Annotated in this window: 7 protein-coding genes; all 7 read right to left on the bottom strand. The window is 60.7% G+C overall.

The window, feature by feature from the left end; genetic code table 11:
• Nucleotides 1-20: 20 nt before the first annotated feature.
• Nucleotides 21-5,711, bottom strand: coding sequence for a G5 domain-containing protein (locus CAQUA_RS00035; RefSeq protein ID WP_196825050.1), 5,691 nt, complete (start codon nt 5,709-5,711; stop codon nt 21-23).
• A 261-nt stretch (nt 5,712-5,972) separates the two neighbouring features.
• Entirely contained in the window at nt 5,973-8,072 is a 2,100-nt protein-coding gene (gyrB, locus tag CAQUA_RS00030) for a DNA topoisomerase (ATP-hydrolyzing) subunit B (protein WP_196825051.1), read from the bottom strand.
• A 134-nt stretch (nt 8,073-8,206) separates the two neighbouring features.
• Nucleotides 8,207-8,335: a hypothetical protein gene (locus CAQUA_RS00025; protein ID WP_269208580.1), complete on the bottom strand. Its 129-nt coding sequence runs from the start codon at nt 8,333-8,335 to the stop codon at nt 8,207-8,209.
• Nucleotides 8,336-8,345: 10 nt separating this feature from the next.
• Nucleotides 8,346-8,981: a DciA family protein gene (locus tag CAQUA_RS00020; RefSeq protein ID WP_196825052.1), complete on the bottom strand. Its 636-nt coding sequence runs from the start codon at nt 8,979-8,981 to the stop codon at nt 8,346-8,348.
• Nucleotides 8,978-10,231, bottom strand: a complete 1,254-nt coding sequence (gene recF / locus CAQUA_RS00015) for a DNA replication/repair protein RecF (protein ID WP_196825053.1) — start codon at nt 10,229-10,231, stop codon at nt 8,978-8,980. The genes CAQUA_RS00020 and recF overlap by 4 nt, the downstream gene beginning before the upstream one ends.
• 62 nt (nt 10,232-10,293) lie before the next feature.
• Nucleotides 10,294-11,481 (bottom strand): DNA polymerase III subunit beta, encoded by a 1,188-nt coding sequence (dnaN, locus tag CAQUA_RS00010; protein ID WP_196825054.1) that lies wholly within the window; start codon nt 11,479-11,481, stop codon nt 10,294-10,296.
• A gap of 527 nt (nt 11,482-12,008) precedes the next feature.
• The gene (gene dnaA, locus CAQUA_RS00005; protein WP_196825055.1) at nt 12,009-13,694 is read right to left on the bottom strand and encodes a chromosomal replication initiator protein DnaA; all 1,686 of its coding nucleotides are present in this window, start codon (nt 13,692-13,694) and stop codon (nt 12,009-12,011) included.

The following is a 13,694-nucleotide window of genomic DNA, read 5'->3' as shown; positions in this document are numbered from 1 at the left end:
CTTTATTGTGCGGGTGCTAGCTAGTTCGAGGAACCGCCCTGCTGGTTTCCGCCCTTGGTGGAACTGCCCTCGCCGTCCTGGAAGACGTTCTTGCCGCCGCGCTTGGAGAAGTCGATCGACGTCTTCGCCTGACCAACCTCAGCGGAGCACCAGTCGTAAAGCAGACCAATCAGGGCACCCAGCGCAAGCGCGCCACCGATGACCTTGCCCACCATCTGCACCGTCGGGTTCGAAGCGAACGCTTGGAACTGACCATTAATGTAAGCGATCTGCTCGTTCAGCTGGTCGTTGCCACCGTGTCCACCGTGCCCGTGCTTCGGAAGGTTCTGCTGGATCTGACGGTTGATCGCGTCGAACTGCGCGTTGATCTGACCCATGTAGGGCTCAATCAGCTTACCGACGACCACACTAAGCAACGCCACCGGCAGCAGCCACGCGATCGGCGACTGCAGAGCGTTTCCGAAGCACTGCTTGGCGATCTGGTTCGCCTTCTCCGAGGAGGAGTCGTTACCGCCCGGGACCGACGGCTTTGCCGTGGCCTTGACCTTGGCGTAAGTGCCGTACTCCGCGCCGGTGTCAGCGTCGGTCGCGATCACCGGGATGTCCACCGTGTCTCCATCCTTGACCGTGGGGCCAGGGGTGACCGTGAGCTCACCGGTGCTCTCGTTGATAGTCGCGGTCCAGCCCTCCGGCACCTCGCCAAGGCGGTACGTGAGACCAGGCTTGGAGGTGTTGGCCTTGACCTTCACCTGCTTTTCCACCGGGGTCTCCGTCGCGGGGTAGCCCAGCGGGGTCTGCGTACCGATCTTGATGATCTGGTCGACGGGCTCATTGACCACGGTCTCCGTGGTGCCCACAACCTTGACCAGTCCGACCTTGCCCGGCTGAACCACCTTGACCTCGCCTGCAGGCAGAGTCGGGTCGGTTTCGACCTTGACCTTGTACGGCGTCTCGTAGGTGTACTCAACGTCGTCGGCCGGCTTCGTACCCACGCGGACAACCTCTTGGACAGGCTCCTTGACGGTGCTGACCTCAGCGCGGCCGTTGATCACCGTGACCTTCACCTTGCCTGGCTGACCAGGGGTGTCGACGACCCTCTCGCCCGGCTTGAGCGTCGGGTCGTAGACGATCTTCGTGGTGAACGGAAGCTCGACATCCTGAGTGATCTCCGGCTCCGGTTCAGGCGCACCCGGCTTCTTGGTACCGATACGGATCACCGCGTTCTTCGGCGCCTTGGTCTGCTCGGTCGTGACAACCGGATTACCGGACGGCTTACCGTCCACAATCTTCTGGGTCGTGGTAACAACCTCCTCACCGAGCTCACCCTGGGTGATGACCTGCTTTCCCTCTTCAAGAGTCTCGTCGTAAATGACGCTTGTCTTGAACTCGATCGGGCGGGTCACCTGGGACGAGATCTGATCATCGTCTGGGCCAGGTCCGTATTCGATGATGCGGTTGACCGGCTCGACGCGCTGGTTCGTGTTTTCAACCGTGGCAGATTCGCCGTTGGCCTTGAACCCGATCTTGTAGGTGGCCTCACCGTCCTTACCTTCCTGGACGACCTTTGTCTCGCCCGGCTTGAGCGCAGGGTTCTCGCGGAACTCGGTCGTGAACGGAATCGGCTCCGTCCAGGTGACATTCTCGCCAGCCTCCGGCTGCTTGGTGCCGACCTTGATCACCTTCGGCTTCGCCTCGGTGAGGACCTTCTCCTCCACGACAGGCTCACCAGTCGGCTGACCGTTGACCATCTTGCGGGTGACGGTGACTTCCTTCTCACCATCGACACCCGGGTTGTTCGGATCCTCCTGGTACGTGCCAGCCGGCAACGAATCGTCGTACACGATCCGCACGGGTGCCGGGATCGGGGCCTTGAAGGTGCTCTTCACCGAGTCAGCATTCTTCGTGCCGACCTTGATGATGTGGTCCTTGGCCGGTGTCTTAGTCTCTGTGCCGTCGGCGTGGTGAACCGTCTTACCCGGGACACCTTCCTGAGCAACCACATACTTTCCGGCCTCGAGGTTCGGGTCCTCCTCAACCTTAACGGCGTACGGGGTTTCCTCAGTCCATTCCACACCGTCCGCCGGCTTGGTGCCGACGCGAACGACTTCCTGGACAGGTTCTTTCACCGTTTTAACGGTTGGAACGCCATTGGTGACAGTGACCTTTACCTGACCATTCTGGCCAGCGACGTCCACAACTCGATCACCTGGTTGGAGGGTCGGATCGTAGACGATCTTGGTCGTAAACGGGATATCTACTAGCTGCTCACCAATCGTGGGCGTAGTCTTCGTACCCACGCGGATGACAGCATCTTGCTTCGGCTTTGTGGTATCGGTCGTAACCACCGGCTCGCCGGAGGGCTTACCGTCGACAAGCTTCTGCGTGCTCGTGACCTTCTCCTCGCCGACAACGCCTTCCTTATCGACGACCTGCTTACCCGCCTCGAGAGTGTCGTCATAGACGATCGTCGTATCGAACGGGATCGGGCGGGTGGTCTGGGTCACCAACTGCTGGTCCGCCAGGCGCGGGCCGTACTCGATGATCTCCTCGACCGGCTCCTTCTTGACCTCGGACTCCACGACGGACGCCTGGTCACCGGCAGCAGTGAACTTCGCGGTGTACGTGCGCTCACCGTTCACACCCTGCTGCACAACCTTCGTCTCACCCGGAGCGAGCGCCGGGTTCGGGCGAGTGGTGGTGCTATACGGAATCGGCACCGTCCACGTCACATCCTCGGACGCTTCAGCCTGCTTGGTACCGACGTGCACGACCTCGTTGGTCGGCGCAGTGGTCTGCTCCCACGTGCCGTCGCGCTTCTGCTTCTCCTCACCTGCCACACCCTTCGTGACAGTCCTGTACTCGCCGGCAGGAATCGTGTCGTCGTAGACATATTCCACTCCAAACGGCACCGGGCGCTTAGGGTTGTCTTTTACCGCGATCGGGGCAGTCACGTCATCCGTGGAGCCGTCGGAGTAGGTGACCTTTACAGGCACGTTGATCTTATCGCCCGGCTTCGCGGTTTTTGGTGCGGTGGCGACGACGTTGCCCTTGTCATCGAGGCCGACGATCCATTCGCCGTTTTCGGTTGTCACCGTGTAGGTGGGGTTACCGAACTCGTTGTTCTCACCGGTAGCTGTGTAGCCCTCCGCGGGCTGGATGACATACGGGTTCTCCTTCGCCACCTCGACGCCCTCCGGCTTCTGGATGGTCAGCGGCGAGGTTGCCGTCTCACCCGGGTACACCGTCTCCGCCGGGTAACTCGGTTCCGCCTCCCAGCTGTTAGTCAGCTTCACCACGGTGGTCACCGGCACCTTCGAGGTGGAGCCGTTCGGGGTCACCACATCGACGGTGATGGTCTTCTTGTCGCCCGGCTTGGCGTCAGCCGGCGGGGTGGAAGTAACGACACCGGTGTCCGGATCAATAGTGTACTTCCAACCATCTTCAGTTGTCATCTCGGTGATCGGCGTGCCGTTTGGGTTCTTGCCGAAGGAGAACGTCGACCCCTTCGGGGCGTCCTGCACCTGGTGGTCCACAGCCTTATTCGGGCCGGTGGACTCAACGGAGTAGACCGGTGCGATATCGCCCTTGAGCACGACGACGGAGCCCTTGACCTGCTGCGGCTTGTCGGCGTTGTCGTAGTGCGTGAGAACCGGGACGTTCAGGATGTAGCCCTCGGGTGCGGTCTGTGGAATGGTCGTGGTGATCTCGCCAGTGTTCTCGTCGATCTTGACGGTCCACGTGCCGCTGTCGTCAGTGTGGGTGTACTCCGTTTCGCCGTCCTCGAAGGTGTAGCGCTTCGGGGCTTCATCGGTCGTGTTGCCGCTCAGGCCACGCTCGGGAACAGTCGGCGTCAGGCTCACCTCGGTGCCCGGCTTATTGGTCACTGTGTCATAAGTCGGGATCTTAATATCGACGATCGCCTGGAACTGGGTCTCGACGTCATCGGTAGTGCCATCCGGATAAGTGGCAGTCACTTTCGGAGTGATGATGGTGCCCGGTGCGACGGTATCGTCTGCCTTGGCGGTGACCTTGCCGGTGTTATCGACGGTGACGGTCCACCCCGCGGGGACGGTGGACTGATCCACTTCAAACGTCTTCGGGGCGACCGGGTCGTAGCCATCCAAAATGGACGTGGTGGTGATCTGGGCGGTGATGGGATCATTCACCTTGCCCTTGGAGAGGTCTGGGCGCACCAGATCGGTGACCTGGGTGTGGTTCGGGTCGACAACCACGAGGAGGCTCAGCTCATCCTTCGAACCGTTGGAGTACTCCACAACGACCCTGGGCTGCGCGAAGGTGCCCGGGCGCGGGTTCTCCGGAGCGATGACGGTGACGTTGTAGTCCTCGTCCATCTCGACGGTCCAGCCCTCGTAGACGTACTTCTCATCTAGGGTGACCTTGGCTTCGAAGCCGCCAGCGCCCTTCTTCTTCTCCAGGTCCTTGATCAGGTCCGGAACTTGCTTGAACACGACCTCTTGCGGCTGATCGGTCAGATTGCCGTTCGAATCGACACCGGAGATGATCGTAGCGTCCGTCTTGTCGTACTGCGGGTCGTGGTACTTGGTGTCATCCAGGGAGAACGCCTTGGAGTCGATGACGTTCGCCTTGTTGTAGCGCGTCAGCGAGTTCGAGCTGTCGAAGGCCTTGCCTGCCTTTTCATAGGTGTTGTTGTCAGAGGCAGCCTGGAGCTGGGCAACGGTACGCGGCTTCGCCAGAACGGAGAAGTTCACGTTCTTGTCGGTCGCCAGGGCAGTACCGCGGTATTCAGGCCAGGTGAAGAAGATATTGCCATCTTCGTCGATGCGCAGGAGCTGCTCACCGCCGGAGACGGACGGATCCGTGGTGCCGATGAACTTGCCGTTGCCGTCGTAGGCTTCCACGACCATGCGGGACATCGAGTCGTCCGTCTTGCCGTCAGACAGTGCAGGAACGTTGATCGTGCCGACCTTGGTTTCCTCACCAGGGACGATCACATGCTTCTCGGATACCTCGGCAGTCTCCCACGACACCGTGATCGGGTTACATTCGATGTTCTCGCTCGGCCACGGGTTTACAGTAGCGCCAAAAGACGCACTGCCCCCCTGGGTGGCATACGGACCATTAGGATTGTCCTTCGTGTAGTTGCTTTGCCAGGCGTAACGCACAGGGTTATCGGCGGAGGCCGAAGCGAACTCCTTGACTTCCTCGTCGGTCAGATTTGCTTCGAGATTCAAGTTCCGTAGAGCGCGACCACTAGGAGTAATCTTGATGATTTCGTCGGCCTTGTGAGTGACGCTCTTGCCGTCGGCCTCCATAGAAGACACCTGCCCGACATCCAAGACATTGCCAAGCCCCCCCGTATTGAAGAAGTTCCAATCGGCGAATGTGCGGTCCTTCGAGTTATCAAAGGAGACGCTCAGACCCCACAGGGTTTTCGAGGGGCTAGTCCCACTCGGCTCCAGGGTGCTCCAGCGGAAACCTGCCTGGTTTCCGCTCGTCTCACCGCTTTTAACAACACACGAACCGGCCGGCAGGTCGGACGCCTGCTGGGCGCCCTCCTCCACCGCGCCGGACTTCTCACGGATGCCACCAGAGAGTTCTGCTGCAGCAGCCTCCGTGGCAACGGGGCCGGGGCCGACGACAGCGAATGCGCCGAGAGCCAATGAAACGACGGATGCAGCGGCTATACCGGAACGGGTAGCCGTGCGTGTACGTCGGGTTGATTTAGTCACGTTTACTCCTGTTTGATAATCACGGTCCCAAGCGCTGCTACACAGACGGTGAACCGCGAACACTACGAGCCATCCATGGCCGTAGTGATTAATAGAATTAGCTTGCCATTCTCTTGGCAGACGCTTCCGGTCTACCACGCAGTAGGTGTACCGTCAACATTCTTATCTGCGCCTTAGCAAAATTCACGGCATATACGTAGGCCCCTGAAAATATTTATTTCTGGAGGGGGCAACAGCTATTCGTCGATAAGCGAAACTGCGCTAAATATCGAGGAAGCGGACGTCCTTTGCCTTGCGCGTGATGAACGAGCGGCGGGCGGCGACATCATCGCCCATGAGGACGGAAAAGAGCTCGTCCGCACGCTGGGCATCCTCGAGCTCCACACGGCGCAGGATGCGGTTCTCCGGGTCGAGGGTGGTCTCCCAGAGCTCACCCGCGTTCATCTCGCCCAGACCCTTGTAGCGCTGAATGCCGTCGTCCGTGTTGATCTTGCGGCCCTCGTTCAGGCCGGCCTCCAGCTCAGCGTCGCGCTCAGCGTCACTGAAGGCGTAGCCCGGCTCGCCCTTGGCCCACTTCAGCTTGTACAACGGCGGGTTAGCCAAGAAGACATGGCCCTGTTCCACTAGGTCCGGCATGAAGCGGAACAACAAGGTGAGCAAAAGCGTCGCAATATGCTGGCCGTCCACATCCGCGTCCGCCATCAGCACGATCTTGTCGTAGCGGAGCTTGGAAATATCAAACTCGTCATGAATGCCCGTGCCCAGCGCAGTGATGATCGCCTGGACCTCAGCGTTTTTCAGCACTCGGTCCATGCGGGCCTTCTCCACATTCAAGATCTTTCCGCGCAGCGGCAGAATCGCTTGGAAGGCCGAGTCACGGCCCTGCTTGGCCGAACCGCCCGCGGAGTCACCCTCCACGATGAACAGCTCGGAGACCTTGGGGTCCTTCGAACGGCAGTCGGCGAGCTTACCCGGCAGGCCACCAAGATCGTTCGCGGACTTGCGGCGGACTAAATCACGGGCCTTTCGCGCAGCCTGACGGGCCTGCGAAGACGACACTGCCTTATTGATGATCGCCTTGGCCTCAGCCGGGTTCGCATCAAACCAGTCAGACAGGTTCTCATTCACCGCGCGCTGGACAAAGCCCTTGATCTCCGTGTTACCAAGTTTGGTTTTGGTTTGGCCCTCGAACTGCGGGTCAGACACACGTACAGAGACAATGGCGGCGAGGCCCTCGCGGCAGTCATCACCGGTGAGGTTCGGCTCCTTGTCTTTCAGCAGCTTGTGGTCACGCGCATAGCGGTTCATCAGCGAGGTGAGCGCCGCGCGGAAACCCTCCTCGTGGGTGCCGCCCTCGTGCGTGTTGATGGTGTTGGCGAAGGTGTGGACCGACTCGGAGAAGCCACTGTTCCACTGCATGGCTACCTCAGCCTCATGATCCTTGCCCTTCGACTCGAAACCGATGACCGTCGGGTGGATCTCCGTCTTCGACTTGTTGAGGTGTTCCACGTAGTCAATCAAGCCGTTCGGGTAGTAGAAGGTCTGCTTCTTCTCGCGTTTGCGTCGCGCCTCCGGCTTGACATCCGCTTCCGCCGGCGTGACGGTTTCGTCTCCGTCTGCACTACTCTCGCTGCCGTCGACAACCTCGATGGAATCGTCGAAACTGTCGCCGTCGATAAGCTGTGCCGTGTCGCCCTCTTCTGCGAGAGCCTCAAGCTCGAGCTCCTCGTCGCTCACGCGCTCGTCCTTGAGCACGATGGTCAGCCCCTTGTTGAGGAACGCCATCTCTTGGAGGCGACGGGCGATCGTGTCGTAGTTGAACTCGACCGTCTCAAAGATCTCCGGGTCCGGCCAGAAGCGAATCGTGGTGCCGGTGCCGCGGGCGTTATCGCCCTCAATGAGCGGGTCCGGCACCGCCATCTCAAAGTTCTGGAGCCAGTGCTTGCCGTCACGCTTGATGTCCGCCTCGACGCGCGTGGACAGCGCGTTGACCACGGAAATACCCACGCCGTGGAGACCACCGGAGACCGCATAAGACTCCGAGTCGAACTTACCGCCGGCGTGCAGCTGGGTCATGACCACCTGCACCGTCGGGGCACCCGAGGGGTGCATCTCCACCGGGATACCGCGGCCGTTATCGATGACCTGCACCCCACCGTCGCCAAGCAGGGTGACCTCGACCTTGTCCGCGTGGCCCGCCATCGCCTCATCGACGGAGTTGTCCACAACCTCCCACACCAGGTGGTGCAGGCCGCGCACACCTGTGGAACCGATGTACATACCGGGGCGCTTACGCACCGCCTCGAGGCCCTCAAGGATGGTGATCGATGACGCGTCGTATTGGTGCTCGTTGGAAGCCACGGGTGATAGGTCTCCTAAATCGATGCTAGAGCCGAGTTCACGGCAGGTTAACCGTAGTCATTTTACATGGCTGGTAGGACAAACCGGGTAGCGGCAGCGCGGCGTGGGAACCAGGACGGGACGCAATGTGGGAACTACGCTCCCAAGACGCCGAGCGGAATGACATGGACGCCACTGGGCAGCGTGTACGCGTATTCGGTGCCCGTGATGACGGCTAGGAACGCGGGCGCCCCGACCTTCTCGGTAACGTTTCTATATCCCACTTTGCAATTTCTACCCATAGGTGTCCCGTGGCCCGCGGCCTTTGACGTGAAGGGGGCCGTAGCGCCAACTTTTGGTTTTCGGGGGGTAGATGTGCAGCGTGGTGATCACGTCGGGGCCGATTTTGTCCGCGATGGCGGCGAGGATCGTGCCCTGCATGTACTTCAGGTTTGTGGCCCACGCGGTTTGGTCACAGGAGATGAACACGGTGCCCTCTTTGATCATCTCCACCCGCGTGTGCTGCGCGATCTTCGCCCCCACCAGCGATTCCCAGTTGCCCATCACCCAGCCGTGCGCGACCTTTTCCGTCCACTCGCGGTCGCGGATCTCCTTGCTCACCAGCGCGGAAAAGCCACTCACTGCGTAGCTACGTTGCGGGGCGCGCCCATCGGGGCCACTGGGCCGCCCTACCAGTGGCCGCGGTTTTTTCCCGTGCGGTTCTAGGTCCACTCCGGGCACGCGGATCCCGGCGCGGGCATCTTTGCTTAACGACGAGGTGCCTTGCGCCCCCGGGTTTCTCCTCCTGCCCAGTTCCGGGACGCGTCCGTTGCGGCGCTTGGTGGTGGCACGCAGGTTATGGAACGTGGCGGAGACCGGGTCCGTGCTGTCGCCGTGGTCACTCGGGCCGGCTGGCTGGGTGGTGCTCACTGGGCCTCCTTAAAGATGCGAGACACGCGGGTGGTATTCCCTGGCTCTTCGCTCTCCATCGTGACGGTGTACCGGGCGCTGACGTGGGTGTCCAGGTTGGCGGGCAGGTCGTCGCCGACTGCGGCGGTGATGAGCACCTGCTCCGCAGTTTCGGCGACCGCGACGAGGCGCTCGCGGCGCTTGGCGTCGAGCTCGGCGAAGACGTCGTCGAGGATGAGCACCGGGGCGCTGCCCTCACCCGAGAGCAGGGCGTACTCGGCGAGGTGCAGAGCGAGAGCGAACGACCAGGTCTCCCCGTGGCTGGCGTACCCCTTCGCCGGTTGGTCGCCGAGCGTGAGTAGCAGGTCATCGCGGTGGGGGCCCACCAAGGTGGTGCCGCGTTCAATCTCCTCCTTGCGGCGACGGCCCAGCTCGCTGAGGAACGCAGCCTCGATGACCTCGGGCGGGATGGCTTCACTGCCCGCAGGGTTGCTACGGCCGGTGCCGGGGTTTTCGTGCGGGTCGATGCCCATGAGCTCTGCGATCGTGGCATCGAGCTTGGAGGAATACCTGATCGCCGCCGGGCGCGATTCCGGGGCGACGGAGGCATAGGCCTCCCGCACAGGGTCGGCGAGTAGATTCACCAGGTCCATGCGGCCGGCGATGACCTGGGCGCCCAGCGCAGCAAGCCGGGCGTCCCACACGTCGAGGGTGGTCAGCGCTGAGGCACCATCCTCATCGTCATACCCGCGCCGCAACGCACCGTAGGAGTTGCGCAGCAGGGCGTTGCGCTGCCTCAGCACCTTGTCGTAGTCCGCCTTGGCCCCGCCCAGGCGCGGAATGCGCAGCGCAGCCAAGTCATCGAGGAAGCGGCGGCGCTGCTGAGGCTCCCCCACCACCAGCGCCAGGTCCTCCGGCGCGAAGACGACGGTGCGCAGCACGCCCAGCATCTCCCTGGGGGACTTCAGCTTCGTGCGGTTGATCTGCGCCTGGTTGGACTCGTTCGGCCGGATCAAAAGGTGCGTGGTCAACTCGCGGCCCTGGTTCACCGTGGTCGCCGAAATACGCGCCGAGGTTGCCCCGGAGCGCACCAGCGGCGCGTCGGTGGACACGCGGTGGCTGGACAGTGCCGCCGAGTAGATCACGGCCTCCACGATGTTGGTTTTACCGTGTCCGTTGCGGCCAGAAAACACCGTGGCACCGGGGTCTAAGTCCACGTGCAGCTCCGGCCAGGAGCGGAAATCGCGGAGATCCAGTTCGCGCAGGTACACGGTGTTCTACCTTCGGTCGTCGCTAAGCCTGTGCGTGCGTACGGCAGGGGCTATGGCCGGGCTTAACCCGGTAGGCGCACGGGCATGAGGAGATAGGTGAAATTCGTCGCCGGGGTGTCAAAGGATCCGTCCGGGCCGGCTTCGGGGAGCTCTTCGGGCTCAGGGATCATGATTGCCGGACGCGATGCCTCCGTGAAACCAAAGACCACACGGTTGGTCGGGATCACGCTCAAACCGTCACGCAAGTAGCCGGAGTTGAATGCGATAAGGAGCTCATCCGCACCGGTGAACGCGCACTCAAGGGTTTCACTTGCCTCACCATTCTCCGCGCCCGAGGCATGGAGAGTGACCTGGCCGGGCTGGAAGTGCATGCGCAACTGCGCGTTGCGGTCCGCCACCAAGCTGACGCGCCGAATAGCTTCGACCAGCGGAGCGATTTCCACCGACGCGATAGAGGTGTGGGTCTTTGGCAACAGCGGCTGGATGTTGGGGAAATCCGCATCAAGCATGCGGGTAGTGGTTTCACGGTTGCCTGTGTGCAGGCCAAAAAGACCTTCACCGCCAACGTTGTCCCCGGAGCCCACAGCGATCTCTACCGGTTCCTCGATGTGAGTGTCCAACGTGCGGGCATTGTCCTGGAGTGTCTTCGCTGGGATGAGCAGCTTGGCTTCGATGCCATCGGTGACCGGATCCCATTCCAGGGAGCGAAGCGCCAGGCGGAAGCGGTCCGTGGCAGCTAGCTGGATGTGTGTCCCGGATACTTCCATGTGAATACCCGTGAGCATGGGCAGCGTGTCATCGCGGCCAGCTGCTGAAGCAACCTGGCTCACGGCATCAACAAAAGTCTTGGTGGAGATGCGGCCAGTGACTTCCGGCAACGTGGGCAGCTGCGGGTAGTCATCCAACGGCATGAGCGGCAGTTCAAATCGGGCTGAACCGCCCTTGAGCAGCAGGCGGGAATTATCAGTGCTGACCTCTACGGGCTTCGCCGGCATGTTGGAGACGATGTCCGCGAGCAGCTTACCTGTCACAGCGACGCGCCCTGGCGAAGAAACCTCCGCGGGAATGCGCACGCGGGACGAAACTTCGTAGTCAAAGCCAGCAAATTCCAAACCGGAATCATCAGCGTTGATCACTACAGCGCGGAGGATCGGCTGAGTGTTCTTGGTAGGCAAGCTGCGGGCAACCCATGCGACAGCTTCCGACAAATCATCCTTGTGAACGCGGAATGACACGTTGTTCTCATCCATGCCCTGCTCCTTACCGCTTTGTTAGCTTGCTCCGATGAACCACTTTAAACGTCGGGCCCGACACTCGCATCCATGGCCCTGTTCTGCTCGGAGACCGTGTGGGGTTCTTTTAAGGGCTGTCCCCACGCTCTATTTCTCTTAGTTAATTACAAAGAAAAGAAATGGTAGTAACAGTAAGTCTTGTGAGTTGTGTGGATGGCGGGGGTCACGTGCAGGTGAACACGATATTTCGGGTGTGGGTAGGAAGTGTGGAATTCCTGTGGGGAACGTGGCGTGGTTGTGGAAAACTTTTCGCCGGCGTGCGTGCTCCACATGATCGGGGAATTTCTCCACCGATAAATCACATGTTTGACGTACTTCTCCACAGGGGGTGCTGAGGGGTTGGGTTTCGCGCGCATATGCGTGGCGAAGAAAATGACATGCATGAAATTACACAGATGTGAATAACTCTGTGGATAACCGAAAAACCCGGGCCAGCGCGGGGCTGCCCGGGTGGTGAGTGTGGGTGTGGTGAATGCGAAGTCGCGCTATTGGGTGCGGACGCGGTTTTTGATCAGCTGGGTGAGTTGCTGGATCTCATCGTACGTTTCGCGGTTCTCGGTCATTTCAGAACGAATCTTGCGGTTGGCGTACATGACGGTGGTGTGGTCCTTGCCGCCGAATTCCTGGCCGATCTTCGGCAGTGACATATCGGTCAGTTCACGGCACAGGTACATCGCCAGCTGACGTGCGTGGGCGACGGCGCGTGTTTTCCCGGCACCAACCAGTGCATCAACGGTGAGCTGGAAGTAATCAGCGGTGGTTTCCTTGATCGTGTCGGCCGTGATGAGGAGGTCGCCTTCATCCGGCAGGATGTCCCGTAGCGCAACTTGCGCCACATCCATCGTGATCGGCTCGTTGATCAGCGAGGAGTACGCGGAGACTCTGATCAAGGCACCTTCGAGCTCGCGTATGGACGACTCGAATTGCGAAGCAATCAGTTCCAGCACTGAGTGGTCTACCTCTGTGCCGTCGGCAGCAGCTTTCTTCATCAAAATCGCAATACGGGTTTCCAAGTCCGGTGGCTGAATATCCGTGATCAGGCCGCCTTCGAAGCGGGTACGCAGGCGATCTTCCAGTGTGGTCAATTGGCGCGGCGGTCGGTCCGAAGACAAGATGATCTGCTTGTTTGCTTGGTGCAAAGCGTTGAAGGTGTGGAAGAACTCTTCCTGGGTTCCTTCTTTACCCTCCAAGAACTGGATGTCATCCACCATCAAGATGTCCAAGTTGCGGTAGCGCCGCTTGAATGATTCCTGCCGGTCATCGCGCACGGAGTTGATGTAGTCATTGGTGAACTCTTCCGAGGACACGTACTTGATGCGAAGGTCTGGCTGCAGAATGCGCGCGTAGTTGCCTGCAGCGTGAAGGAGGTGGGTTTTGCCCAGGCCTGAGCCACCCCAGATGAATAGTGGGTTGTAGGCCTTCGCGGGGTTTTCGGCCACGGCGACGGCGGCGCCGTTGGCAAATCGGTTCGACGAACCGATGACGAAGTTTTCAAACGTGTATTTCGGGTTCAGGCTGGTTTCCCTGTTCGGGTCGTGCGCGGGTTTTTCACGCGGGATCCGGTGGGGTGCCGGAACCGTGGGGTGCGCGTTCGCAGCGGCACGCTCCGCCTGTTGCTGGGAGTGCAACCGGGCCAACTCATCAAGACCCATGGGGATCTGCTCCCCCACCGCCGGGGATGCCGTTGGGGTATCGGCGTCCGAGAAAGTGGTGAACCATTCGCGTGGGCGTGTCGGTTGTGCCGGCGCCACCACTGCAACTGGGGTTTCGGGGTATTCAGGGGTCTGCGGGTATGTAGCGGGTTCAGGGGGTTCAACAGGTTGAGCTGCATGAACCTGCGGCTGGCTGGGTGCCGGGTTCGGCTGGGATGCGGGTTCTTCCCCTGGTGCCGGAATAGAGACCGCTAGGGCGCATGGTTTGCCTAGGTGGCGGCTTAAAAGATTGCTGATGTGTGGACCCAAGGTGTCTTCCACCACCGCCTTAGCAGTGGCATGGGGTGCAGAGACCAACGCAAACCCATCCACAAGCATGACGGGTTTAACCAAGAGGAGGTAGGCGCGCTCCTTGTGCGTGAACGTGGGGACGCTGGAGTTGGGTCGCTCAGAGAGGCTGAGTAGCTCCGCCACGATGTCATCCCACAGAGCATCAAGCGATTGTTGATCCAACGCCAT

It is taken from the genome of Corynebacterium aquatimens (genome assembly GCF_030408395.1).
Classification (GTDB): domain Bacteria; phylum Actinomycetota; class Actinomycetes; order Mycobacteriales; family Mycobacteriaceae; genus Corynebacterium; species Corynebacterium aquatimens.
Note: the sequence above shows the minus strand (reverse complement) of the source record. Positions and strands in the feature narration are given on the sequence as shown.

What these genes read in the sequence shown, in the direction of transcription:
- dnaA (WP_196825055.1), bottom strand. Translation starts at nt 13,694, where the DNA reads ATGGCGTTGGATCAACAATCGCTTGATGCTCTGTGGGATGACATCGTG.
- dnaN (WP_196825054.1), bottom strand. Translation starts at nt 11,481, where the DNA reads ATGGATGAGAACAACGTGTCATTCCGCGTTCACAAGGATGATTTGTCG.